The organism is Pseudomonas sp. PB105 (assembly GCF_009764655.1).
In the GTDB taxonomy this organism is placed as follows: Bacteria; Pseudomonadota; Gammaproteobacteria; order Pseudomonadales; family Pseudomonadaceae; genus Aquipseudomonas; species Aquipseudomonas cyclaminis.
Genome location: NZ_RWIO01000064.1, coordinates 31864 through 55770, shown reverse-complemented (window position 1 = coordinate 55770; position 23907 = coordinate 31864). Strand labels below are relative to the sequence as shown.

The 23907-nt window shown below is 61.1% G+C and carries 25 protein-coding genes; 11 read left to right on the top strand and 14 right to left on the bottom strand.

Features of this window, described 5'->3' with window-relative positions; translation table 11 throughout:
- The first annotated feature begins 18 nt into the window (after positions 1 to 18).
- The 3 genes from EJD88_RS17155 to EJD88_RS17145 all read left to right on the top strand — a co-directional run bounded on the left by EJD88_RS17155 (position 19) and on the right by EJD88_RS17145 (position 2095).
- Complete coding sequence (locus EJD88_RS17155; RefSeq protein ID WP_158878559.1) at positions 19 to 1122, top strand: PepSY domain-containing protein; 1104 nt, start codon at positions 19 to 21, stop codon at positions 1120 to 1122.
- The gene (locus EJD88_RS17150; RefSeq protein WP_112192604.1) at positions 1119 to 1301 is read left to right on the top strand and encodes a hypothetical protein; all 183 of its coding nucleotides are present in this window, start codon (positions 1119 to 1121) and stop codon (positions 1299 to 1301) included. The genes EJD88_RS17155 and EJD88_RS17150 overlap by 4 nt, the downstream gene beginning before the upstream one ends.
- A 164-nt stretch (positions 1302 to 1465) precedes the next feature.
- Complete coding sequence (locus tag EJD88_RS17145; protein ID WP_099585720.1) at positions 1466 to 2095, top strand: glutathione S-transferase; 630 nt, start codon at positions 1466 to 1468, stop codon at positions 2093 to 2095.
- A gap of 162 nt (positions 2096 to 2257) precedes the next feature.
- Here EJD88_RS17145 and creD read toward each other — a convergent pair whose 3' ends face one another.
- From creD to EJD88_RS17125, 4 genes are read right to left on the bottom strand one after another with little or no spacing between them, the layout of a single operon-like run.
- The gene (creD, locus tag EJD88_RS17140; RefSeq protein ID WP_099585721.1) at positions 2258 to 3631 is read right to left on the bottom strand and encodes a cell envelope integrity protein CreD; all 1374 of its coding nucleotides are present in this window, start codon (positions 3629 to 3631) and stop codon (positions 2258 to 2260) included.
- A gap of 51 nt (positions 3632 to 3682) precedes the next feature.
- The gene (gene creC / locus EJD88_RS17135; RefSeq protein ID WP_158878558.1) at positions 3683 to 5122 is read right to left on the bottom strand and encodes a two-component system sensor histidine kinase CreC; all 1440 of its coding nucleotides are present in this window, start codon (positions 5120 to 5122) and stop codon (positions 3683 to 3685) included.
- Positions 5122 to 5790: a two-component system response regulator CreB gene (gene creB / locus EJD88_RS17130; protein ID WP_158878557.1), complete on the bottom strand. Its 669-nt coding sequence runs from the start codon at positions 5788 to 5790 to the stop codon at positions 5122 to 5124. The genes creC and creB overlap by 1 nt, the downstream gene beginning before the upstream one ends.
- Before the next feature lie 9 nt (positions 5791 to 5799).
- Positions 5800 to 6300 carry an ATP-dependent zinc protease gene (locus EJD88_RS17125; protein WP_099585724.1) on the bottom strand — a complete coding sequence of 167 codons (501 nt, stop codon included), beginning with the start codon at positions 6298 to 6300 and terminating at the stop codon, positions 5800 to 5802.
- A 172-nt stretch (positions 6301 to 6472) separates the two neighbouring features.
- Between EJD88_RS17125 and EJD88_RS17120 the strand changes: the two genes are divergently transcribed.
- Positions 6473 to 7360 carry an acyltransferase gene (locus EJD88_RS17120; protein ID WP_158878556.1) on the top strand — a complete coding sequence of 296 codons (888 nt, stop codon included), beginning with the start codon at positions 6473 to 6475 and terminating at the stop codon, positions 7358 to 7360.
- On the opposite strand, the gene EJD88_RS17115 is transcribed toward EJD88_RS17120, so the two are convergent.
- Positions 7357 to 7929: a DUF2780 domain-containing protein gene (locus EJD88_RS17115; protein WP_158878555.1), complete on the bottom strand. Its 573-nt coding sequence runs from the start codon at positions 7927 to 7929 to the stop codon at positions 7357 to 7359. The two genes, EJD88_RS17120 and EJD88_RS17115, sit on opposite strands and share 4 nt — an antisense overlap.
- A 130-nt stretch (positions 7930 to 8059) precedes the next feature.
- Here EJD88_RS17115 and EJD88_RS17110 point away from each other — a divergent pair, with 130 nt between their 5' ends.
- From EJD88_RS17110 to EJD88_RS17090, 5 genes are all read left to right on the top strand, one after another.
- The gene (locus EJD88_RS17110; RefSeq protein ID WP_158878554.1) at positions 8060 to 8686 is read left to right on the top strand and encodes a sigma-70 family RNA polymerase sigma factor; all 627 of its coding nucleotides are present in this window, start codon (positions 8060 to 8062) and stop codon (positions 8684 to 8686) included.
- Positions 8683 to 9360, top strand: coding sequence for an anti-sigma factor domain-containing protein (locus EJD88_RS17105; RefSeq protein WP_112192608.1), 678 nt, complete (start codon positions 8683 to 8685; stop codon positions 9358 to 9360). The genes EJD88_RS17110 and EJD88_RS17105 overlap by 4 nt, the downstream gene beginning before the upstream one ends.
- A gap of 76 nt (positions 9361 to 9436) precedes the next feature.
- Positions 9437 to 9895 (top strand): anti-sigma factor domain-containing protein, encoded by a 459-nt coding sequence (locus tag EJD88_RS17100; protein ID WP_099585729.1) that lies wholly within the window; start codon positions 9437 to 9439, stop codon positions 9893 to 9895.
- A gap of 250 nt (positions 9896 to 10145) precedes the next feature.
- Positions 10146 to 11120 (top strand): hypothetical protein, encoded by a 975-nt coding sequence (locus EJD88_RS17095; RefSeq protein ID WP_158878553.1) that lies wholly within the window; start codon positions 10146 to 10148, stop codon positions 11118 to 11120.
- Entirely contained in the window at positions 11121 to 11480 is a 360-nt protein-coding gene (locus tag EJD88_RS17090; RefSeq protein ID WP_158878552.1) for a hypothetical protein, read from the top strand.
- Positions 11481 to 11526: 46 nt separating this feature from the next.
- On the opposite strand, the gene fdhA is transcribed toward EJD88_RS17090, so the two are convergent.
- The 8 genes from fdhA to EJD88_RS17050 all read right to left on the bottom strand — a co-directional run bounded on the left by fdhA (position 11527) and on the right by EJD88_RS17050 (position 21212).
- Positions 11527 to 12726: a formaldehyde dehydrogenase, glutathione-independent gene (gene fdhA, locus EJD88_RS17085; protein ID WP_099585732.1), complete on the bottom strand. Its 1200-nt coding sequence runs from the start codon at positions 12724 to 12726 to the stop codon at positions 11527 to 11529.
- A gap of 182 nt (positions 12727 to 12908) precedes the next feature.
- Positions 12909 to 13766, bottom strand: coding sequence for a formyltetrahydrofolate deformylase (gene purU, locus EJD88_RS17080; protein ID WP_016977808.1), 858 nt, complete (start codon positions 13764 to 13766; stop codon positions 12909 to 12911).
- Between the two features lie 10 nt (positions 13767 to 13776).
- Positions 13777 to 14409 (bottom strand): sarcosine oxidase subunit gamma, encoded by a 633-nt coding sequence (locus EJD88_RS17075; RefSeq protein ID WP_112192612.1) that lies wholly within the window; start codon positions 14407 to 14409, stop codon positions 13777 to 13779.
- 61 nt (positions 14410 to 14470) lie between these two features.
- Positions 14471 to 17488: a sarcosine oxidase subunit alpha gene (locus EJD88_RS17070; RefSeq protein ID WP_158878551.1), complete on the bottom strand. Its 3018-nt coding sequence runs from the start codon at positions 17486 to 17488 to the stop codon at positions 14471 to 14473.
- Positions 17485 to 17787 (bottom strand): sarcosine oxidase subunit delta, encoded by a 303-nt coding sequence (locus EJD88_RS17065; protein WP_065885450.1) that lies wholly within the window; start codon positions 17785 to 17787, stop codon positions 17485 to 17487. Before EJD88_RS17065 ends, EJD88_RS17070 begins: the two co-directional genes overlap by 4 nt.
- Before the next feature lie 15 nt (positions 17788 to 17802).
- On the bottom strand, positions 17803 to 19053 hold the full coding sequence (locus EJD88_RS17060) for a sarcosine oxidase subunit beta (RefSeq protein WP_010207084.1): 1251 nt from the start codon (positions 19051 to 19053) through the stop codon (positions 17803 to 17805).
- 22 nt (positions 19054 to 19075) lie between these two features.
- Positions 19076 to 20329 (bottom strand): serine hydroxymethyltransferase, encoded by a 1254-nt coding sequence (glyA, locus tag EJD88_RS17055; RefSeq protein WP_099585735.1) that lies wholly within the window; start codon positions 20327 to 20329, stop codon positions 19076 to 19078.
- A 154-nt stretch (positions 20330 to 20483) separates the two neighbouring features.
- Positions 20484 to 21212 (bottom strand): TraX family protein, encoded by a 729-nt coding sequence (locus EJD88_RS17050; RefSeq protein WP_158878550.1) that lies wholly within the window; start codon positions 21210 to 21212, stop codon positions 20484 to 20486.
- A 90-nt stretch (positions 21213 to 21302) separates the two neighbouring features.
- On the opposite strand from EJD88_RS17050, the gene EJD88_RS17045 reads away from it, so the two are divergent.
- On the top strand, positions 21303 to 22343 hold the full coding sequence (locus EJD88_RS17045) for a low specificity L-threonine aldolase (RefSeq protein ID WP_099585737.1): 1041 nt from the start codon (positions 21303 to 21305) through the stop codon (positions 22341 to 22343).
- Positions 22344 to 22519: 176 nt separating this feature from the next.
- Positions 22520 to 22717: a hypothetical protein gene (locus tag EJD88_RS17040; RefSeq protein ID WP_158878549.1), complete on the top strand. Its 198-nt coding sequence runs from the start codon at positions 22520 to 22522 to the stop codon at positions 22715 to 22717.
- 56 nt (positions 22718 to 22773) lie between these two features.
- Here EJD88_RS17040 and gbcB read toward each other — a convergent pair whose 3' ends face one another.
- Complete coding sequence (gene gbcB / locus EJD88_RS17035) at positions 22774 to 23874, bottom strand: glycine-betaine demethylase subunit GbcB (protein WP_038443963.1); 1101 nt, start codon at positions 23872 to 23874, stop codon at positions 22774 to 22776.
- Between the last annotated feature and the right edge of the window lie 33 nt (positions 23875 to 23907).

The window sequence follows — 23907 nt, the reverse complement described above, 5'->3', positions numbered from 1 at the left end:
TTGCCTTTTGGAGCCGTGATGAAAAGCAAAACCATCCGCCGCTGGTCCTTCCTCCACACCTGGACCAGCCTGATCTGCACCGTATTCCTCCTGCTGCTCGCCCTCACTGGCCTGCCGCTGGTGTTTCACCATGAGATCGACCATCTGCTGGGCAACGAGCCCACGCTGGCACAGATGCCTGCCGATACGCCGCAGCTCAACCTGGAGCAGCTTGTCGCCAAAGCAGAGGCCCATCTACCCGGCGAAGCCATGCAATACCTGGCCTGGGACGAGGACGATCAGAACGGCGTGATCGCGATCATGGCCGCCACCGCCGGCACCGAGCCCAATTCGTCCCACACCTTCATGCTCGACGCGCGCACCGGCGATGCGGTGGAAATGCCCTCGGCCAATGGCGGTTTCACGCTGTTCCTGCTGCGCCTGCATGTGGATATGTTCGCCGGGTTGCCCGGCAAGTTGCTGCTGGCGTTCATGGGCGTGCTGTTTGTGCTGGCGATCATTTCCGGCACGGTGTTGTACCTGCCGTTTATGCGTCGCTTGAAGTTCGCCACCGTGCGGCAGGACAAATCCACCCGCCTGCGCTGGCTCGACCTGCACAACCTGATTGGCGTGGTCACCCTGACCTGGGCGCTGGTGGTGGGCGTGACCGGCGTGATCAGCGCCTGCGCCGACCTGATCATCGCCGCCTGGCGCCAGGACAGCCTCAACGCCTTGATCGAACCCTACAAAAATGCCCCGCCGCTGACCCTGCGTGCGCCTGCAACGGAACTGCTGACCATCGCCGCCGAGGCCGCCCCCGGCATGCGGCCGGACTTTATCGCCTTCCCCGGCACGCGCTTTTCCAGCGAGCACCATTACGCGGTGTTCATGAAGGGCAGTACGCACCTGACCTCGCACCTGCTCACGCCGGTGCTGATCGACGCCAGTACCCTGGCCGTCACCGCCATCGCCGAACGCCCGTGGTACATGGACGCCATGGGCATGTCCCAGCCGCTGCACTTCGGTGATTACGGCGGCATGCCGATGAAGATCCTGTGGGCGGTGCTGGATGTGTTGACCATCGTGGTGCTGATCAGCGGGATTTACCTGTGGATCGTGCGACGCAAGGCAGGCAAGGCATGAAGCCGCGTCAGTCGAATTTCTGGAAGGTGTTTGGCCTTCCGCTGGGGATTGGCCTGCTCAGCGCCGCCGGGTTGTTTGCGGCGCTGCTGGGGGATGGGCTGTGGGATTCGTTGAGTTGGCTCGGGCTGGGCATACCTGCCGCCATAGGTGCCTGGGGGTTGTTCAAGCGGCGCGACTGAGGGCCTTATCGGGGGGAAAGCCCCCTCCCACATTCTGATTTGTGAACACGTTCAAGTGTGGGAGGGGGCTTGCCCCGATGAGACCCATAAAAACCCCCACAATCCCCCTCGCCAGCCACCGCGCAACCCTCTAGGCTAGCCCCAGCCTATTCAGAGGAATGCCCATGTCCGCTCCCAGCATGACCTTGTTTCATAACCCGGCTTCACCCTTCGTGCGTAAAGTCCGCGTGCTGCTGATCGAAACCGGCCAGCAAGATCGCGTCGCCCTGCAAGGGTGCATGCCGACCCCGGTCAACCCGGATGCTCAGGTGGTGCAAGGCAACCCCGTGGGCAAAATCCCGGCCCTGCGCCTGGCGGACGGCACGGTATTGCACGACAGCCGGGTGATCCTCGATTACCTGGACTACCAGCATGTAGGCAACCCGCTGATCCCCCGTGATGGCTCGGCCCGCTGGCGCCGCCTGACCCTGGCGTCGATGGCCGACGGCATCATGGATGCCGCCGTGCTGGTGCGCTACGAAACCACCCTGCGCCCGGTAGAAAAACACTGGACCCCGTGGCTCGACGAGCAGCGCCACAAGATCCGTCGCGCGCTTGCCGAATTGGAGCAGGACGCGATTGCCGAACTGACCAGCCACTTCGACATCGCCGCCATCAGCGTGGCCTGCGCCTTGGGTTATCTGGACTTTCGCCATCCGGACATGCAGTGGCGGTTGGATAATCCCAAGCTAGCTGCGTGGTACGCCGAGGTCAGCCAGCGGCCGTCGATGCAGCAGACCCAACCACCCATGTGAGGTTTCGTGGCGAGGGAGCTTGCTCCCGCTGGACTGCGCAGCAGTCCCCTTCTTTTGGGCCGCTTCGCGCCCCAGCGGGAGCAAGCTCGCTCGCCACAAAAAATAGCCGGTCAATCCGTGACACCAATGTTGCCTTCATTTGCTGATCCTCGCGCAACCCGATCATTGCACTGCCTCCAGATCAAACACCAACGGCTCAACCTCCTTGCGCTTGCCCACGCCATACCAGTCCAGCTTACGCGTCAGCACCATCACCGTGCCCAGCAAGCCGAACAGCAACAACGACCCCATCAGCAGCGCGTAATCCTCGGCGCTCAACAGTCCGTACAACAAGCCATACAACGCCGCCAACCCCGCCGAAAACCCCAGGCCATGGACGACGCTGCGCAGCACGTGGCACACATAAAAGCCGATCAACATCACACAGGCACTCGCCGAGATCAGGTACGCCAGGGCAAAGCCCAAGTGCTCGGACAGCGACAACAGCAGCAGGTAGAAGAACGCCAACGCCACGCCCACCAAGGCGTATTGAATCGGGTGCACCGCCAGGCTCTTGAGCACTTCGAACAGGAAGAAGCCGGCAAAGGTCAGGGCGATAAACAGCAGTGCGTATTTGATCGCACGGTCGCTCTTGAGGTACTGGTCCACCGGGTCGATGAAGTTCACGCCGAAGCTGCGGCTGTTGAAGTCCTCGCAGCTGTTTTCGGACAGGCAACCGCGCAGGGCTTCTTCAAGGTTGGTGGAAAAAAACGAGGTCTGCCAGTTGGCCGTGAAGCCTTGGTCGGTAACCTCGCGCTGAGCCGGCAGGAAGTTGCCGATAAAGCTCGGGTGCGGCCAATTGGAGGCCAGCGACACCTGGCTGGTCTTGCCCACCGGCACCACTTGCAGTTGTTCGGTGCCTTGCAGGCGCAGGTCAAAGGCGAAGTCCATGGCGGCCGGTTTCTTGTTGTCCTGCGCCGGCAGTTCGACGTGTACACCTTCGCCCAGCCAGCCCACCTGGCTGCCCGGCGAGAACTCCAGGCGCTGGCTGCCCAGTTCCAGTTTCAGTGCGTTTTCGATGCCGCGAATATCGCTGATGCCCACCGCCAGAAACGCCGGTTCAAAACGGTAATCGGCATAGTTCTCGGTGATACCCCACTGCTCCGGCAGCACAAAACGCCCGCTGATGCGGTTGTCGGCATGGAACAGTCGCGCCTGGTAAATGCCCCGTGCGCGCAGTTCGGTCTGCACCTTGCCATCGAGCTCAAAACGCTCCGGCAGGAAGTACAAACGACCACGCACTTCACGGGTTTCTTCGTAGCGCTTGTTGAGCTTTTCATTGAGCTTCCACTCGCGCACGGTTTTGCGATACGGCACCACCATCACCGGGCCGGTGAGGCGCTGGGCGTAGCTGGAACTGCGGGCGATGTCCATCAATACGCCGTCGCGCAGTTGCTGGCGGTCGCTGATGATGCCGTTGATCATCAGCAACGGAATCAGCAACAGCAGGATCAGCAGCGCAATCGCGCCAAGTTTGAAAAGCAGGCTGCGGTTCATGGGTCTCTCCCTGTTTTGATGGAGGGAGAGTGGGCCGCGTGTGTGGGGGTTTTATGTGGGCAATGTGGAGACTGTGTGGAGATGCAGTTCCACGCGCACGCCGCCGGGGACGTTACCGATCTGCAAAGCGCCGCCGTGGAGCTTCATCACTTCCTCGACAAAGTTCAGACCCAGGCCCGTGCTTTTGCGTCCGCTGGCCGGGCGTGGCAGCGAATAAAAGCGCTCGCTCAGACGCGGCAAGGCGTAGTCGGGAATCGGTGCGGCCTGGTTGAACAGGCTCACCTGCACTGCGTTGTGGTGCGTCTGCGCCGCGAATTTCAACAGGCCGCCCGGCGGTGTGAAATCCAACGCGTTCTCCAGCAGATTGCCCAGCGCCTGGCGCAGCAGAAAGGGCTCGCCGAACACCTTCACATCCGCCGCGATCGTCTGCTCCACTCGCAAGCCGGCGCTTTCGATCCGTGCACATTGGGCCTTGAGCACTTCGTCGACCAAGGCGGCCAGCGCGATAGTTGCCTGCTCTTCCAGGCCCTGGCGTTGCTCCACTTGCGCCAGGTTCAGCAGGCGCTCGATCAACTGTTGCAGGCGTGCGCTTTCGCTGTCGATATTGCCGACAAAACGCTGCTGCTGCTCGCGGGTCATGTCGCCCTGCAACAGCTCCGCCGCACCGCGAATCGCCGCCAGCGGGCTTTTCAATTCATGGGTCAGGGTGTGCACGTAATGCTCGACGTAGGCCTTGCCCTCCAGTTGCGTGCGCATGTGCTCCACGGCGGTGGACAACTGCTTCAACTCGCCGCCACGGTAGTGAGGCAACTCGGCGCGCCGCCCTTCACTGACCGCCTCGGCATAGGCCGTCAGCCGCCGTAGCGCAACGCTCAACCACCACGACAACAGCGCGCCCAGCAGCAGGCCCAGGATGACCAATCCGGCGCCGTACCACAGCAGGCGCCGCTCGGTGCGATCCACATAAGGCTGCAATGAGCTATTGGGTTTGGCCACAGTGACCACGCCGATGATCTGCCCGTTGTCGCGGATCGGCGCGCCCACGTGCATCACCGATGACGTGGCGTCATCCACATCGCTGCGGGTGGAACGGGCGCCGTATTCGCCGCGCAGGGTGAGGTAGACATCGTTCCATTTGGAGTAGTCCTGGCCCACCGCCTGGCCCGTGGAGTCGAGCAACACGATGCCTTTGGCGTCGGTGACGTAGATGCGGTGGTTGACCTGGTTTTTCGGCAGGCCCCAGATGGTCGCGCCCGGCTGGCGGTTGCCGTAGGCCTTGAGCAGTTCCTGCCAGTGGCTTTGGCCAAGGGTGCGGTTTTTCACGTCGTCGCGCAGGATCTCGGCCAACAGGTTGGCGGTGTCCACCAGGGTTTCTTCGGTGGACTGGCGCACGCCGGGGCGGATTTCCTTCATGACGGTGCTGAGCACAAAGTAACCGGTAAGGCCGATAAACAGCGCGTACACCAGGAAAATCCGCAGCCCCAGGCGCATCAGCTGTTGCTCGGGCTGTAGCTGTAGCCCAGGCCGCGATGGGTCTGGATCGGCTCGGCCTGCGCCGCCACGCTACGCAGTTTGCTGCGCAGGCTTTTGATATGGCTGTCGATATTGCGCTCGTAGCCGGCATCCGCCGGTACACCCACCGCATCGAGCAACTGCTCGCGGCTGAACACCCGCTCGGGTTGCTCCAGCAGGCTTTGCAGCAGGCGGAACTCATGGCGCGTGAGGTTCAGGGGCTGGCCGCGATAGTGGATCTGCATGCGTTCCAGATCCACCTGGAACACTGGCGGTGCAACGCCAGGGCCGACCCGCTTGAGGATCGCCTTGACCCGCGCCGCCACTTCCCGCGGGCTGAACGGCTTGACCACATAATCGTCCGCGCCGATTTCCAGCCCCACCACGCGGTCGATTTCGCCATTGCGGGCGCTGAGGAACATCACCGGCACTTCGGTGAAACGGCGCAATTGCTTGCAGGTTTCAAACCCGCTGATGTCGGGCAGGCCGATGTCGAGGATGATCAGGTCGGCGGGGCTCTGGCGCTGATGGGCCAACGCCTCCTGGCCGAGGCTCAGCCAGGTGGTGGTGAAACCCTCGCCTTGCAGGGCGAATATCAGCGTGTCGGCTATCGCCGCTTCGTCTTCGACAATCAGGATGTGGGGCATTTGGGTCTGTCAGCAGTCCGGTTTGTCGGCAGTGTACCGACGGGCCGGGTTTACCGCTGCGCCGAATTCACGCAGGGCCTTGGCGCCGATCAGCAGCGGGTAGTTGAAGCTGCTGCGGTCGGTAAGGTTGACCTCGACGGTGCGCTTGACGTCGCCCAGGCACATTTCCAGGTCGATCACCGGGCGCTTGGCCACGCTGGCTTCGTCCTTGTCGTCGTCTTCGTCGGCGCGGCTCTTGATCTTGCTGATGCGCGAGACTTTGTGTTCGTAGACTTTGTTGGAAGCGTCCTTGCCGCCGAGGCGGAAGCGCACCCAATCGTCGCCATCACGGGTGAAGGTTTCGATGTCGCGGGCCGACAGCGAGGCGGTCAGCGCGCCGGTGTCCATCTTGGCCTTGAAGGTTTCGCCGATCTCCGGCAACTGGATGTATTCGTAGCGACCGTAAAGGGTCGGCTCGGCGGCCATGACGGGCAGCGCAACGAGGGCAAGCAAGGCAAGGATAGATTTCACGTAGGTGGTTTCCTTGAATTAAGTAGGCGGATTCTAGACCGCAAGAGTGACTGTTAGTTAGTCTTCCCACCGTACCCGGTGCCTTGTGAAACATTCGTCAGGCGTTTTGCGATTTGGCCTCTAGACTCAGCTCTCTTATCATGGCCCGCCCACAAGATCCCAAGAGTTGCTTATGCGCCGCCTGCTCACCGGCTGTCTGGTCACCCTGCTGCTGTTACTCAATACGCTGATCCTGATCGGCCCCTTGCTGGTGTTCGCCCTGCTCAAGCTGGTGGCTCCGGGGCGCTCGCGTGACTACATGTCGTGGGCGGTGATGTGGATCGCCGAGACCTGGGCCGAGATCGACAAACTGATCTTCGCACGCTGCATCCCCACCCAATGGGACATTCGCGGCGGCGACGACTTGCGCAGTGACACCTCGTATCTGGTCATCAGCAACCACCAATCCTGGGTGGATATTCCGGCGCTGATCCAGGCGCTTAACCGGCGTACGCCGTTCTTCAAGTTCTTCCTGAAAAAAGAACTGATCTGGGTGCCCTTCCTGGGCCTCGCCTGGTGGGCGCTGGATTACCCGTTCATGAAGCGCTACAGCAAGGCATTCCTGGCTAAGCATCCGGAACTGGCGGGGCAGGATCTTAAAATCACCAAAGAGGCCTGCGAGCTGTTCAAGCGCCAGCCGGTGACGGTGGTCAATTACCTGGAAGGTACGCGGTTCACCGAGGCCAAGCGCACGCAGCAGGGTTCACCCTTCACGCGGTTGCTCAAGCCCAAGGCGGGCGGCGTGGCGTTTGTGCTGGCGGCGATGGGTGAACAACTGGACGCGATCCTCGACGTCACGGTGGTCTATCCGCAGCAGAAGATTCCGGGGTTCTGGGACTTGATCAGCGGCGCAGTGCCGAAGGTGATCATTGATATCCGCACCCGTGAGCTGGACCCGGCGTTGTGGCAGGGGGATTACGAGAACGATCCGGCGTTTCGCCAGACCGTCCAGAACTGGGTCAACCAGCTCTGGAAGGAGAAGGACGCGCGCATCGGGCAACTGCGCGCGGAATCGACTTAGCTGCCGGTGCCCCAGGCCTCGGCCAGCTTGCCCAGCACGGAACTGCTGGCACCCTGGCCGCCCAGGTACTGCAGGATCACCGGGGCGAATTGGCCGATCATGCCACTGTCCATGCCCAGCGCGCTGAACGCGGTGTTGAGGTCGTTGGTGCTCTTCACATTACCCAGCAGGCCGTCCAGGCCGCTGGTCTTGCTGCCGCCGGTCTGGCCGAGCATCCCGCTCAAGGCACCGAGGCTGCCCAGGGCATTGTTGCCCGATAGCTGATCCAGGCCAGGCACGCTGCTGCCCAACTGCGAGTAATCGTTGCCGCTCAGTTTGTTCTTGGCCAGGCCCAGCATGGCGCCAGTACCGCCAATGGCTTGTTCGGGGGTGATATTGAGTTGCGAGGTCAGGGCGCTCAGCAGGCCGGCCGTCTCGGAAGACGGCGCGGCGGCAGCGGCTTTGTTGCTGCCGCCCTGCATACCGGAAATGGCATTGGCCGCGTCGCCGAGGCTGAAGCCTGCGGCAAACACCGGGGTTGCCGCCAGGGTCATCAGACAGGAAAGGGCGAAACCGCGTGAAATCTTCATTGAAACAACCTCTGGATATAGGTGCGAAAGCAGGCGTTTGACTGGGTATTCCGGAGGATTGTTCCCATGCCCGCATCCGAATCGCCCTACCCTACGTATAGGCTTCATACCCCGCCCGGAGCAGGATGGAATGAATGCCCAAGCTGGACTAACCTCTGCCTACCGTGCGCAGTCCCGTCGCCCTCGAAAGAGAGCCTGGAGAAGCCCTATTACCCTCACCGATGCTGACCCGTTGCGGCCCCTGCTGGCCCAATGCGCCTTGGGCAATCGCCAAGCGTTCGAAACGCTCTATCGCACTGTATCGCCACGTCTGCACGGCGTGGCCATGCGCTTCATGGGCCGCCAGGACCTGGCTGAAGAGGTGCTGCAGGAAGCCTTCATACGCATCTGGTACAACGCCTCGCGTTACGAAGCCCACTTGGCTGCGCCGATGACCTGGATGATCAACATCACCCGCAACCTGGCCATCGACCAACTGCGTAAACGCCGCGAACAGCCCCTGGCCGACGGTCAAGAAGACGCCTTGCTCGACGAAAGCCCCAGCGCCCACGACCTGCTCGACAGCGAACGCGACGCCCGCGCCCTCAACCGCTGCCTCGACACCCTCGACGGCATGCAGCGTCAATCGATCACGGTGGCGTACTTCCAGGGCCTGTCGTGCTCGGAGTTGGCCGAACACTTGGCCGCGCCGCTGGGCTCGGTCAAATCCTGGATTCGCCGCGGCATGGAACGCCTGCGCAGGTGCCTCGAATCATGAACTACCAAACCACAGCCCTGCGCCGCGCCCTGGCCGCCGACTACGCCATCGGCCTGATGCCCGCCACCGCCCGTCGGCGTTTTGATGCCCTCTTGCTGGACGATGCCGCATTGCGCGTCGAACTGGGTCATTGGCAGCAAACGCTTGCCAGCCTGACCGGCGGCCTGCCCGAGCGGCCGGTGCCTGAGCATGTATGGGCAGCCATCAACGCGCGGATCGAGCCGCAAGTGCTGCATGTGCCGGCGCAGAAACCGTTCTGGATGAACCTGCGCCTGTTGGCGGCAGCCTTTGGGGTCGTGCTCGCGGTGCTGGTCGGCCTGCTTTACCAGCGCGACACATCCGTGGAATACAACGCCACGCTGGTCGCCGCCGACCAGCAACCGGCGCTGCACATCCAGGCGTTCAGCGACCACCTGCAAATCGAACCGCTGGCCTTGGCTGCGGTGGAGCCGACGCGAGACCTGGAGCTGTGGGTCATCCCGCCCGGTGGCAAACCCATCTCGCTGGGGCTGGTGCCGGCTGCCGGCAAGGGTCGAATCCAGTTGAGCAAGGAACAGCAAGCGCTGCTGACAGCGCCGCTGACCCTGGCCGTGAGCCTGGAGCCTCGGGGCGGCTCGCCGACCGGTCAACCAACCGGGCCGGTGCTGTATCAAGGCCAATTGGCATCACTGTGAGCTGAACCGGGGCCAGGAACCCATCGCGCCCATCGGGGTCAATGACAAGTGTGAAAGCCCTGTCAGGAAAATCTCAATGAGCGCGACACGTCCCACAGTGATTGAACAGAAGCCCCCATTCTGGAACCGCCCCCGCCTGCTTATCGGCGTCTGCGTGGCCCTCCTCAGCGGCCTCGGCGGCGCACTCTACACTCAAGACAACGTCCAATCCGCCGCCACCCTGGTGACCACCACCCAGCAACCGGCTGCGCAAATCAGGGCGCATAAGGATTACCTCGAAGTCGAACCCATCGCCGCCACTGCCCCAGCACCCGACCAAAGCCTGGAGCTGTGGGCCATGCCCGAAGGTGGCCAGCCGGTTTCGCTGGGGCTGTTGCCGGAGGATGGCCAAGGCATCATCGGCTTGAACCCGCGCCAGCAGGCGAGCATCAGCCAGCCGGTGGAATTGATGGTGAGTGCGGAAACCAAAGGTGGGTCGCTGAGTAAGCAACCGACAGGCCCGACGGTGTACCAGGGCGCACTGGCTACCCGCTGAAAGCGTAAACCCGTGTGGGAGGGGGCTTGCCCCCGATGGCAGAGTGTCAGGCAGCCTATGTGTAGCTGACCCACCGTCATCGGGAGCAAGCTCCCTCCCACATTTGATCTTCATCAGCTGATGGGATCGTAGGCATGCGCCTGGACTTAAGTAGTCCATTTCCGAAACGTTAAAACCGCCCCTGCATGCGTCTTACCTCGCTTGTAGCGCCTTCTTATAGTCGTGCGCCACAGTCCTGGAGGTACACGTTATGCAGGGAGCCTATGCATTTATTAATGAACGGCCGCAGCCTTATCCGTTGCTCAAACTGAGCCTCTCGTTCAACCCCAATACCCAAACCAAGTTCGACATCCTCAACCAGCACATTCGCAACACCGTCGTGCTGCCTGGGCAATTAGTCATTATCGGGGACAGCCGAACCGCCGCTTGTACCGCTGAAGAAGCTCGCTTGATGCAATCAGCCGCTAACATCAAACATGCTTTATTGGCTCACTCCGCCACTGATCAATTTCTGATCAAAAACTACGATCAGTTGCAGGCCATCATGTCCCATGCGTCTTTGGGCATCGGTAGCGTGAGCAGTGCTTGGAGCAAGCACCTGGCGCAGATCGAGCAGACGCTCAAGGAAATCGATGAGTTGCATAAGCAGTTCCTGAGGAGCGGTACCGTGAATGCGAGAAATGAATTTCTGGTTAAGCGCAGGGCTTTGTTTGCGAAGCTGGATGGTCAACTTTCAGGATTGGCACGGTTGGGGACGGGCTTGAAAAACGAAGGTTCGATTAAAAAAATGCTGGGAATTTCCAGTAAGAGTTATTGGCACTACGGGGAGATTCGCGGGTACGAGGAGACGATCAAGCGGGTAGCCAGGGCGTCGCAGATATTGAAGAAAGGCACTTATATTGGTCTTGCGCTGGATGTGGGGTCGACGGCGATAGAGATAGCGGAGGCGTGTTCCACCGGGCGTGAGCAAGAATGTACACGGGCGAAATATGTTGAAGGCTCAAAGTTGGTGGGCAGTGTTGGCGGCGCATCTGCGGGTGGAACACTTGGACCTCTTGTCGGTATCGCCGCCTGCGCGATTGTTTTTGGCATACCAACGGCTGGCGCCGGAGCTTTGGTTTGCGCCATCGTCGGCGGTACTGCGGGCGGACTCGCGTTTGGCACGCTCGGAGGCACGGGTGGAGAATGGGTGGGTAACATTCTCTATCAGGCTGTGGAGAATTGAATGAACCAAGAATACTTTGCGGTGGGCTCATTCGCCCTTTTGTTATTGAGCTTCCCGATCATATTTTCTGCCATGTACAAAAAACTTGATGCCGCTGAGCGCTATATGAAATACAGCACTTTTATAGTCGGATGCAGGCACACCTTTCGTCATGCGCATTTTGAAGGAAGACCCCAACGCGTATTCGCTATGGCAACCGTTATTCTCATCCCCAAAATATTTCAATGGAGGGGGATGGTACTTGTTGAGGACGTTGAGAAAATACCACCTCGCCTCAAGTATTGGATGGTCATACCAACACTCGTTACTTGCCTCGCCCTTATAGGCATCGCCATCACTGGGATGCTTATAGTGGATTGAAATCGTATAAAACAAGGGCGACCCGAGGGTCGCCCTTATCTAACGTTTACGCCGCACTAAACAACTTATGCGGATCAATCACAAACTTCTTCGGCACACCCGCATCGAACTCGCCGTACCCACGCGGCGCGTCATCCAGGCTGATCACCTGCACGCCAACGATTTCGGCGATGTTGATCCGGTCCCACATGATCGCCTGCATCAACTGGCGGTTGTACTTCATCACCGGCGTCTGACCCGTGTGGAAGCTGTGGGACTTGGCCCAGCCCAGGCCAAAACGAATGCTCAGGCTGCCCATTTTGGCGGCGGCGTCGACGGCGCCTGGATCTTCAGTGACGTACAGGCCAGGGATACCGATCTTGCCCGCTACACGCACCACGCCCATCAGCGAGTTGAGTACGGTGGCCGGGGCTTCGGCCTTGACGCCGTCGTGGCCGTGGCCGCGTGCTTCGAAGCCTACGGCATCGACGGCGCAGTCCACTTCGGGCTCGCCGAGCAGCGCGGCAATCTGCTCGTGCAGCGGTGTGTCGGTGGACAGGTCGGCAATTTCAAAACCCTGCGCCTTGGCGTGGGCAAGACGGATCGGGTTGACGTCGCCGATGATCACCACGGCCGCACCGAGCAAGCGTGCGGAAGCGGCAGCCGCAAGGCCCACGGGACCGGCACCGGCGATGTAGACGGAGCTGCCCGGGCCAACGCCAGCGGTCACGGCGCCGTGATAGCCGGTCGGCAAAATGTCGGAAAGGCACGTCAGGTCGCGGATTTTTTCCATGGCCTTGTCGCGGTCCGGCAGTTTCAGCAGGTTGAAGTCGGCGTACGGCACCAGCACGTATTCGGCTTGACCACCGGTCCAGTCACCCATGTCGACGTAGCCGTAGGCACCGCCCGGACGGGCCGGGTTGACGCTCAGGCATACGCCGGTGTGTTGCTCCTTGCAGGAGCGGCACAGGCCGCAGGCGACGTTGAACGGTACCGAGACCAGGTCGCCGATTTTCAGGTTTTCGACGCCTTTGCCCATTTCGATCACTTCGCCAGTGATCTCGTGACCGAGCACCAGGCCGGTCTGGGCAGTGGTGCGGCCGCGCACCATGTGTTGGTCGGAGCCGCAGATGTTGGTGGAAACCACGCGCAGGATGACGCCGTGCTCAATCTTCCTGCCACGGGGGTCCTGCATTTTGGGATAGTCGATTTTCTGTACTTCGACCTTGCCGTTGCCGAGATACACGACACCACGATTACCAGACATGCTTTCACCTCGCTGTTGTTTTTATGGAACTACGTTGCCCTTGGGGGCAGCGCGTTAAATGCTCGGGTACAGATGCTGTTTCTTGTGTTGTTTGTTGGGCCTCATCGGGGCAAGCCCCCTCCCACATTTGAAGGTATTCACAATTCAAAAGGTGGGAGGGGGCTTGCTCCCGATGGCGTCAGTCAGAGCACCACAGTTCTATTGGCATTCAAGAACACCCGCCGCTCAATGTGATACCCCACTGCCCGCGCCAATGTCAGCCCTTCGATGTCCCGCCCCTTGGCAATCAAATCCTCGGGATAGTGGCTGTGATCCACCACTTCCACGCCTTGGGCGATGATTGGGCCTTCGTCCAGATCGTTATTGATGTAATGCGCCGTGGCGCCCACCAGTTTCACGCCCTTGTTGTACGCCTGGTGGTAAGGCTTGGCGCCCTTGAACCCCGGCAACAACGAGTGGTGAATATTGATGGCCTTGCCATCCAGCTTGCGGCACAGCTCCGGCGACAGCACTTGCATGTAGCGCGCAAGGATCACCAGTTCGGCGCCGGTATCTTCCACCACTTGCCACACTTGACGCTCCTGGGAAGGTTTGTCGTTGGGGTCGAGGGGGAAATGGTAGTAGGGAATCTGATGCCAGTCGGCCAAAGGTTTCAGATCGGGGTGGTTGGACACCACCGCGACCACGTCCATCGACAGTTGGCCGATGCGCTGGCGGTACAACAGGTCGTTGAGGCAGTGATCGGCCTTGGAGACCATGATCACCACTTTTGGCCGGTAGTTCGGCGCCGTCAGCTCGAAGATCATGCCAAAGGCTTCACCGCGAGTGGCCAGGCCATCGCGGAAACCCTGCTCGTCGAAGCCGTCGGGCTGGCGGAATTCCACCCGAATAAAAAACCGGCCCGAGAGGCGATCATCGAACGAATGGTGCTCGGTGACGTAGCAACCCTGCTCGAACAGGTAGCGGGTGACCGCGTCCACCGTGCCGAGCACGCTGGGGCAGTCGGCAGTCAAAATCCATGTATCAGGAGCGCGGCTCATGGGTCATTCCTCAGGCTTGAACACTCAGGCCGAATTCGGCAGAGGCGTCCTGCAGCCACAGCCACCAGTAATCCGAGAAGCTGCGACGGATCAGCAGTTCCCAAGTGTCTTCAGCCGTGTGGCGGATCACCAGTTGCGACTTGGCGAACACCGTGCCCACTGCCTTGCCCACCGGGAAGTTGTTGGGATGCACGTCGTAGCTGGTGGACTTCATCAGCACGTCGCGCACGTTCGGGCCGCTCAGCTCAAGAATCTGCTGGCCGCCGCTGACGTTGACGATCTGGATATGCAAATCGCCCAGCGCGGCACGCAGGTTTTGCTCGGCGGCGAATTCTTCACCGCTCGGCACGATCAGCAACCACTCATCCGGGCCGAGCCATTGCAGGCTGGTTTCACCTTTGATGATGACTTGCAGGGCGCCGGGCAGTTCGATGCCCAGGGCCTTGTGCACGCCGGCGGCGAAGGCCGCGTCATGGCCGTCGCCACGAATGGTCAGGTGACCGAGGAGTTTCTTTTCACGCACGGTCACGCCGGCGTTCTTGCGGCCCTTGCCGACCAGGCTGGCGAGGTCGGCGTGGTGCAGCGAGGATTCGGCCTTGGCGCCGTTGGTGGGGCGTTGTTGGTAGACATTGGCTGCTGTCATAAAGCACCTGTTCTGAATTCTGTTGTGAGGCTGATGGCCTCATCGGGGGCAACTCGGTCTATCAGATGTTCTGCCGATCACCCTTAGGGTCAAAGAACACCGAAGACACAATCTCCGCCTCGATCACGCTGCCATCCGCCTGCGGTGAGAACACCCGCTCACCGATGCGCTTCAAGCCGCCCTTCACCACGCCCATGGCAAACGAATAACCCAGGGAGTTGTGTGCATAACTTGAGGTGACGTGGCCGACCATCTTCATCGGGATCGTCTGCTTCGGATCGAACACCAACTGCGCGCCTTCCGGCAGCCACACGGTCGGGTCGATCGGCTTCAAGCCCACCAGTTGCTTACGCTCTTCGCGCACGCAGTCTTCACGGTTCATGCCGCGCCAGCCGATCCACGAGAACGGTTTGGTGCGGCCAACGCACCAGCCCATGTTCAGGTCGTCCGGGGTCATCGAGCCGTCGGTGTCCTGGCCGACGATGATGAAGCCCTTCTCGGCCCGCAGGACGTGCATGGTTTCGGTGCCGTACGGGGTCAGGTTGTACTTTTTGCCGGCCTCGACGATTTTTTCCAGCACGCCCATGGCGTAGTCGGCTTGCACGTTGACTTCGTACGACAGCTCACCGGTGAACGAGATACGGAACACCCGCGCTGGAACACCGCCCACCAGGCCTTCTTTCCAGGTCATGAACGGGAAGCCGTCCTTGTCCAGGTCGATGTCGGTCACTTCGCTCAGCAGCTTGCGGCTGTTGGGGCCGGACAGGGTCATGGTTGCCCAGTGGTCGGTAACCGAGGTGAAGTACACCTTGAGGTCCGGCCATTCGGTCTGTTGGTAGATTTCCAGCCACTGAAGAACGCGAGCCGCACCGCCGGTGGTGGTGGTCATCAGGAAGTGGTTGTCGGCGATGCAGGCGGTGACGCCGTCGTCGAAGACCATGCCGTCTTCCTTGCACATCAGGCCGTAGCGCGCCTTGCCTACGTCGAGCTTGGTCCAGGCGTTGCTGTAGATGCGGTTGAGGAACTCGCGGGCATCCGGGCCTTGAATGTCGATCTTGCCGAGGGTCGACGCATCGAGCAGGCCGACGCTGTCGCGCACGGCCAGGCATTCGCGTTTGACGGCGGCGTGCAGGTCTTCACCGTTACGCGGGAAGTACCATGGGCGTTTCCACTGGCCGACGTCTTCAAACTCAGCGCCGTTTTTCACATGCCAGGCTTGCAGCGCGGTGTAACGCACCGGTTCAAAGATGTGCCCACAGTGACGGCCCGCCACCGCGCCGAAAGTCACCGGCGTGTAGTTGGGACGGAACATGGTGGTGCCCATCTGCGGGATGGTCACGTTCAGCGAGCGGGCGGCGATGGCCAGGCCGTTGACGTTACCCAGCTTGCCCTGGTCGGTGCCGAAGCCCAGCGCGGTGTAGCGTTTGACGTGCTCGACCGACTCGAAACCTTCGCGGGTGGCCAATTCGATGGCGGCAGCGGTGACGTCGTTTTGCAGGTCGACGAATTGCTTCGGCGCCCGTGCGGTAGGTTTGTCGTGCGGCACTTGGTAGATCGCCAGGGTTGGCTCTTCCAGACGGCTCAGGGCTTTTGGCAGCGTGCCTTCCACCGGAGCGAAACCGGCTTCGCTGGCCGCGCGAACACCGCCTTCAAAACCGTCCGCCAGGGAATCACCGAGGCCGTAGACGCCGTTGATGCCACCGACACACACGCGTTTCTGCGGTGCTTCGCCCGGAACAAAACCGAGGATGTCTTCACGCCAGGTCGGCTTGCCGCCCAAATGCGAGGCCAAGTGAACCACCGGGCTGTAGCCGCCGGAACTGGCCACCAGGTCGCAGTCCAGCCACTCGCCAGGGCTGCTGACTTTATGTGCCTTGACGTCAATCGCGGCAATCCGTGCAGCGGTCACGCGCTTGGTGCCACGGGCTTCGACCACAGCGCTGCCGGTGAGGATACGAATGCCTTTGGCGCGGGCTTCTTCCACCAGCGCGCCACGTGGGTTGTGGCGCACATCAGCCACGGCAACCACTTGCAGGCCGGCGTCGAGCCAGTCCAGCGCGACGCGGTAGGCGTGGTCGTTGTTGGTCGACAGCACCAGTTTCTTGCCCGGCGCCACGCCGTAGCGACGCACGTAAGTCGAGACCGCACCGGCCAACATGTTGCCCGGCACGTCGTTGTTGCCGTACACCAGCGGACGTTCGCACGCGCCAGTCGCCAGCACGACACGCTTGGCGCGCACACGGTGGATACGCTGACGCACCACGCCGATCGGCGCACGGTCACCGAGGTGATCGGTCAGGCGCTCGTGAATGGTCAGGAAGTTATGGTCGTGGTAGCCGTTGACGGTGGCGCGGGGCAGCAGCACCACGTCCGGCAGGGCTTTCAATTCGGCGATGACGCTGGCAACCCACTCAGCAGCCGGCTTTCCGTCGAGGCTTTCACGCGAGTCCAGCAAGGACCCGCCGAACTCTTCCTGCTCATCGGCGATGATCACGCGGGCACCGCTGCGCGCAGCCGCCAGTGCAGCGGCCAGGCCGGCAGGGCCTGCGCCCACGATCAGCACGTCGCAGTGACGGTTGAAGTTGTCGTAGGTGTCCGGGTCGTTCTCGGTTGGCGAGCGGCCAAGGCCTGCTGCCTTACGGATGTACTTCTCGTAGGTCATCCAGAACGATTGCGGGTACATGAAGGTTTTGTAGTAGAAACCCGGCGGCATCAGCTTGCCGCCAACCTTGCCGAGAATGCCCATCACGTCATTGTTGACGTTCGGCCAGCCGTTGGTGCTGGTGGCGACCAGGCCCTGGTACAACGCCTGTTGCGTGGCGCGCACGTTGGGAATTTGCGTGGCTTCGGTGGCGCCGATCTGCAGCACTGCGTTTGGCTCTTCAGCGCCCGCAGCAAAGATGCCGCGAGGACGCGAGTATTTGAAGCTGCGGCCGATGATGTCGACGCCATTGGCCAGCAGGGCTGCGGCCAGGGTGTCGCCTTCAAAGCCTTTGTAGCTCTGGCCGTTAAAGGTAAACGTCAGGACTTTATTACGGTCGATCCGGCCACCGTTGGACAGGCGATTGGTCTGGCTCATACCTTCTCTCCAGAGGCCTTGGCGGTGAATTGTGGCTTCTCACCGATCTTGTAGGTTTCAAGAATTTCGTAGGTGACGGTGTCGCGGGTGGCGTTGAAGTACTGACGGCAACCGGCGGCATGGATCCACAGCTCGTGGTGCAAGCCACGGGGGTTATCGCGGAAGAACATGTAGTCGCCCCACTCCGCATCGGTGCAGGCATTCGGGTCCAGCGGGCGCGGGATGTGCGCTTGGCCGGAGGCGTGGAATTCCTCTTCGGAGCGCAGTTCGCCACAGTGAGGACAGAAGATATGCAACATAGGAAATTTCTCCTGTTAGTGGGCGACAGCCGCAGCGCCGTGTTCGTCGATCAACGCACCGTTGTGGAAACGGTCGATGGAGAAAGGTGCGGCCAACGGGTGCATTTCACCCTTGGCGAGGCTCGCGGCAAATACGTTGCCTGAGCCAGGCGTGGCCTTGAAGCCACCGGTGCCCCAACCGCAGTTGAAGAACATGTTCGGTACCGGCGTCTTGGAGATGATCGGGCAAGCGTCCGGCGTGGTGTCGACGATGCCGCCCCACTGACGGTTCATGCGCACCCGCGACAGCACCGGGAACATCTCGACGATGGCCTGGATGGTGTGTTCGATCACCGGGTACGAACCACGCTGGCCGTAGCCGTTGTAGCCGTCGATACCGGCGCCGATCACCAGGTCGCCCTTGTCGGACTGGCTGATGTAGCCGTGCACGGCGTTGGACATGATCACGCTGTCGATGATCGGCTTGATCGGCTCCGACACCAACGCTTGCAGCGGGTGGGATTCGATCGGCAGGCGAAAGCCCGCGAGCGAGGCCATGTGCCCGGAGTTACCGGCTGTGACCACACCGACGCGCTTGGCGCCGATAAAGCCCTTGTTGGTTTCCACACCGATGCACACGCCGTTTTCCTTGCGAAAACCGATCACTTCGGTCTGCTGGATCAAGTCCACGCCCAAGGCGTCGGCAGCGCGGGCAAAGCCCCAGGCCACAGCATCGTGACGGGCCACGCCGCCGCGCCTTTGCACGGTGGCGCCGAGCACCGGGTAGCGGGTGTTTTTCGAGCAGTCGAGGTACGGAATCTCGTCGGCTACTTGTTTGGCGTTGAGCAGTTCACCGTCCACGCCGTTGAGGCGGTTGGCGCTGACGCGACGCTCGGAATCACGGATGTCTTGCAGGGTGTGGCACAGGTTGTACACGCCACGCTGGGAGAACATCACGTTGTAGTTCAGGTCCTGGGACAGGCCTTCCCACAGTTTCATCGCGTGTTCGTACAGGTGCGCCGACTCGTCCCACAGGTAGTTGGAACGCACGATGGTGGTGTTGCGCGCGGTGTTACCGCCGCCCAGCCAGCCTTTCTCGACCACGGCCACATTGGTGATTCCGTGTTCCTTGGCCAGGTAGTACGCGGTCGCCAGACCATGCCCGCCACCGCCGACGATGACCACGTCGTAGACCTTTTTCGGGGTCGGCGTGCGCCACATCTTCTGCCAGTTTTCGTGATGGCTGAGGGAGTGCTTGAAGAGGCCGAAGCCCGAGTAGCGTTGCATAGTCATTACTCCAAAACCGCGCTCAGCGATAAACCGGGAAATCAGCGCACAGGGCAGACACGTGCTTGGCCACGTTGGCCTCGACATCGGCGTCGCCGAGGTTGTCGAGGATGTCGCAGATCCAGCCAGCCAACTCGACACACTGCGCCACTTTGAAACCACGCGTGGTCACCGCCGGGGTGCCGATGCGCAGGCCCGAGGTCACAAATGGCGACTGCGGGTCATTCGGCACGGCGTTCTTGTTGACGGTGATGTGGGCGCGACCGAGAGCGGCGTCTGCGTCTTTGCCGGTGAGGCCCTGACGGATCAGGCTGACCAGGAACAGGTGGTTATCGGTGCCGCCGGACACTACATCGTAGCCGCGTTTGATAAACACGCCGGCCATGGCCTGGGCGTTGTCGATCACTTGTTGCTGGTAGGCCTTAAAGCCAGGCTCAGCCGCTTCCTTGAAGCACACGGCCTTGCCGGCGATCACGTGCATCAGCGGGCCACCCTGGGCGCCAGGGAATACGGCGGCGTTGAGTTTCTTCTCGATGGCTTCGTTGGCCTTGGCCAGGATCAAGCCGCCACGTGGACCGCGCAGGGTCTTGTGAGTGGTGGTGGTGACCACGTCGGCGTACGGCAGCGGGTTCGGGTACAGGCCAGCGGCGACCAGGCCGGCGACGTGGGCCATGTCGACGAACAGCAGCGCGCCGACTTTGTCAGCAATGGCACGGAAGCGCGGGAAATCCAGGGTCTTGGAGTAGGCCGAGAAACCAGCCACGATCATTTTCGGCTGGCACTCGACAGCCAGGCGCTCGACTTCGTCGTAGTCGATCAGGCCAGTGTCGGTGTTGATGCCGTACTGCACCGCGTTGTACAGCTTGCCCGAGGACGACACTTTGGCGCCGTGGGTCAAGTGACCGCCATGGGCCAGGCTCATGCCCAGGATGGTGTCGCCGGCATTGATCAGCGCCAGGTACACGGCGCTGTTGGCGGACGAACCGGAGTGTGGCTGCACGTTGGCGTAATCGGCGCCGAACAGCTGCTTGGCGCGTTCGATGGCCAGGGCTTCAACCTTGTCCACGTGCTCGCAGCCGCCGTAGTAGCGCTTGCCCGGGTAACCTTCGGCGTATTTGTTGGTGAGGCCACTGCCTTGAGCTTCCATCACGCGCTTGCTGGTGTAGTTCTCCGACGCGATCAGCTCGATATGATCTTCCTGACGCTGCTCCTCGGCATTCATCGCCGCCAGCAGTGCATCGTCATAACCCTGGATCTGGTCTTTCTTGCTGAACATCGCGTCTCTCCCAGCCTTTCGTATTGTTGAGGCCCTCGCAGGGCCCTTTGATGCGATGGTAGGGCTGGCGCTGGTAGATCAAATGCCTACGCACGCCACGCAAAGGTGCGTTTACGACATTGCCGGAACAACACACAACAAATGTGGGAGGGGGTTAGGCGATAGTCTGGCGGGCGAGTAGCAGCAGGAAGAAATGCAGGGGATAGAGGGTGTACGCCCAGCGGCGCATGGCGGGTGGTGAGGTGCTTGTGGCATGTCGTAATAAGACCAATCCGGCCAATGGCGCGATCAGGCATGCAGCCAATCCCAGCAGCGCCACCGGCGTGCCGCTGTTGAGCAGGATTTGCCACTGATTGGCGGCCACGCAGACCAATCCCGGCAACACACTGAAATACCAAGGCCGACGAAACACCAGCAGCATCGCCAATGGCAGCAAGACACCAAAGAAACCGAACATTAAGTGGGATGAAAACAAAGCCGCTATCGTGACGGCGATCAGCGCCAATCCTCGATCAACCACCGCCTTCTGCTGCCATCCTCGGGCAACCAGCAACCCCAGCGCCAACGTGGGTAGAACGTTCAACGTATCGGCATCCTCGATAAACAACCGATACGGCACTTCGCTGATCACACTGAACAGCAGCAGCCATGCCAGGTAACGCCAATGGCCGGTCACCGACGCATGCCGGGTGCGATGCAGGTTCGCTGCAATCGCCAGGCAAAACCACGGGAACGCCAGGCGCCCCGGCACGTACAGGCCGTCCAGGCTCAAGCCGACATAGCGCAGGTGATCCAGCACCATGCACAGCAGCGCCAACCACTTGAGCAAATCCAAAGCGCCATCGCGGACACGTCCGACAGGCATCGTTTCAGTCCCGTGCATAATTCCCCAGTGACTTTGCATTTACAGAGCGTGCGCACCCGCGACAATCTTGGTTACAGTGCGCACCAACATCGACCACAGGAATGGGCCATGACCGACAAGAGCCAACAATTCGCCAGTGACAACTACTCCGGCATCTGCCCGGAAGCCTGGGCCGCCATGGAACAAGCCAACCAGGGCCATCAACGCGCCTATGGCGATGATGAATGGACCCACCGCGCCGCCGACGGTTTCCGCAATCTGTTTGAAACCGACTGCGAAGTGTTCTTCGCCTTCAACGGCACTGCCGCCAACTCACTGGCGCTGTCGTCCTTGTGCCAGAGCTACCATAGCGTGATTTGCTCGGAAACGGCCCACGTCGAAACCGACGAATGCGGCGCGCCGGAGTTCTTCTCCAACGGCTCCAAGCTGCTCGTCGCCCGCACTGAAAACGGCAAGCTGACCCCGGAGTCGATCCGCGAAATCGCCCTCAAGCGTCAGGACATCCACTACCCCAAGCCGCGCGTCGTGACCCTGACCCAGGCCACCGAAGTCGGCAGCGTGTACACCCCGGAAGAAATCCGCGCCATCAGCGCCACCTGCAAAGAGCTGGGCCTGAACCTGCACATGGACGGCGCACGCTTCTCCAACGCCTGCGCATTCCTCGGCTGCTCGCCGGCCGACCTGACCTGGAAAGCCGGCGTCGACGTGCTGTGCTTTGGTGGTACCAAAAACGGCATGGCCGTGGGTGAAGCCATCCTGTTCTTCAACCACAAGCTGGCCGAAGACTTCGACTACCGCTGCAAACAGGCCGGCCAGCTCGCGTCGAAGATGCGCTTTTTGTCCGCCCCGTGGGTAGGCCTGCTGGAGAACGACGCCTGGCTCAAACACGCACGTCACGCCAACCATTGCGCACAACTGCTGAGCAGCCTGGTAGCGGATATTCCGGGGGTGGAACTGATGTTCCCGGTGCAGGCCAATGGCGTGTTCCTGCAACTCTCCGAACCGGCCATTGCGGCGCTGACGGCCAAGGGTTGGCGCTTCTACACCTTTATCGGCAAAGGTGGCGCGCGCTTCATGTGTGCGTGGGATACCGAGGAAGAGCGTGTAAGAGAATTAGCCGCGGATATTCGGAAAGTGATGGAAGCCTGAAACCACGGGCCTTCCAGCGCATTTTCAGAGACTGTTTGTACGTATTTCTGACAGTATCTATCTACCCCTTGCCTTGGTTAGGATCTCGTCACCCCGATTGAACGGACGCGTTATATCGGGGCTGACTGCCTGCCGAATTGTCGGCTGGAAAAGGAAATCCTATCGAGGGCAACACCATGGAAATTCAACGCTACACCACTGATTCGCAACTCCGGAACGACACCAACGCCACACTCGTCAGCCTGGACGATCTTCGGAAGTTGGCGAGCGTCGGCGATACCATCATCGAGCCTTCACGACTCTTTACCGTGACCGGTAAAGAATTCGAAATGACAGCATCCGGAGCGTACATCATCAACCTGTTTGTGCGTTAAGCACTGACTGTGGGAGGGGGCTTGACCTCTCCCACATTTCAGACCGGCGCTGTTAGTCAGAACTCGATGCGCACGTCACCCTTCGGCACGCTGCAGCACGAGAGGATGTAACCTTCGGCTTCGTCTTCTTCGGTAATCCCACCGTTGTGCTCCATCTCCACCTCGCCACCCAGCTTCATCACCTTGCACGTCCCGCATATCCCCATGCCGCAGGCTTTCGGAATCAACAGCCCAAGCTTGGCCGCCGCTGCGTGCACGGTTTCGCCCGGCGCCACGCGAATGCTCTTGCCTGACGCAATGAATTCCACCTGATGCAGGTCCGCCAAGTCGATTTCCGGCGCGTCGGCGGCTTGTTCGGCTTGTTCCACCGCATCGGCACGGGCTTCCGGCGGCGTCGCACCGAAGGATTCCTCGTGATAGCGCGCCATGTCGAACCCAGCCACTTCCAGCAGGCGCTTGACCGCGTTCATGTACGGCGTCGGCCCGCAGCAGAACACTTCGCGCTCCAGGAAGTCGGGCACCATCAGTTCGAGCATCTTGTGGTTCAGGTAGCCGCGATACCCGGCCCAAGGCTCTCCCAGGCCGTGCTTTTCGCAGATCAGGTGCAGGCTGAAGTTGTCGATCCGCGATGCCATGTGCTCCAGCTCGCGGTGGTAAATGATGTCTTTGGGCGAGCGGGCGCTGTGGATAAAGGTCATGTCGACATTGGCGTTGGTGTCGTAGAACCAACGCGCCATGGACATCACCGGCGTGATCCCCACGCCGCCGCTGAGGTACAACACTTTCGGGCTTGGGAAATCGATGGCATTGAACAGCCCGACCGGGCCGTGCACCGCCAACTCCTGGCCTTCGTGCAACGTGTCGTGCAGCCAGTTGGAGACCTTGCCCCCCGGCACACGCTTGATGGTCACCGAGAAGCTGTACGGCACCGACGGCGAGCTCGAAATGGTGTAGGAGCGCATGATCGGCTGGCCTTCGATTTCCAGCTCCAGGGTGACAAATTGCCCCGGCTTGAAAAAGAACAGGATCGGCTGGTCGGCCATGAAGCAAAAGGTGCGCACGTCCCAGGTTTCCTGGATGACTTTGACGCAACGGACGATGTGCCGACCATTGGCCCAGGTCTGGGTGGTTACTGGATTCAGGAAACTGTTGGACATGCTGATTCTCCACTGCCGATGCTCGGCTTTATG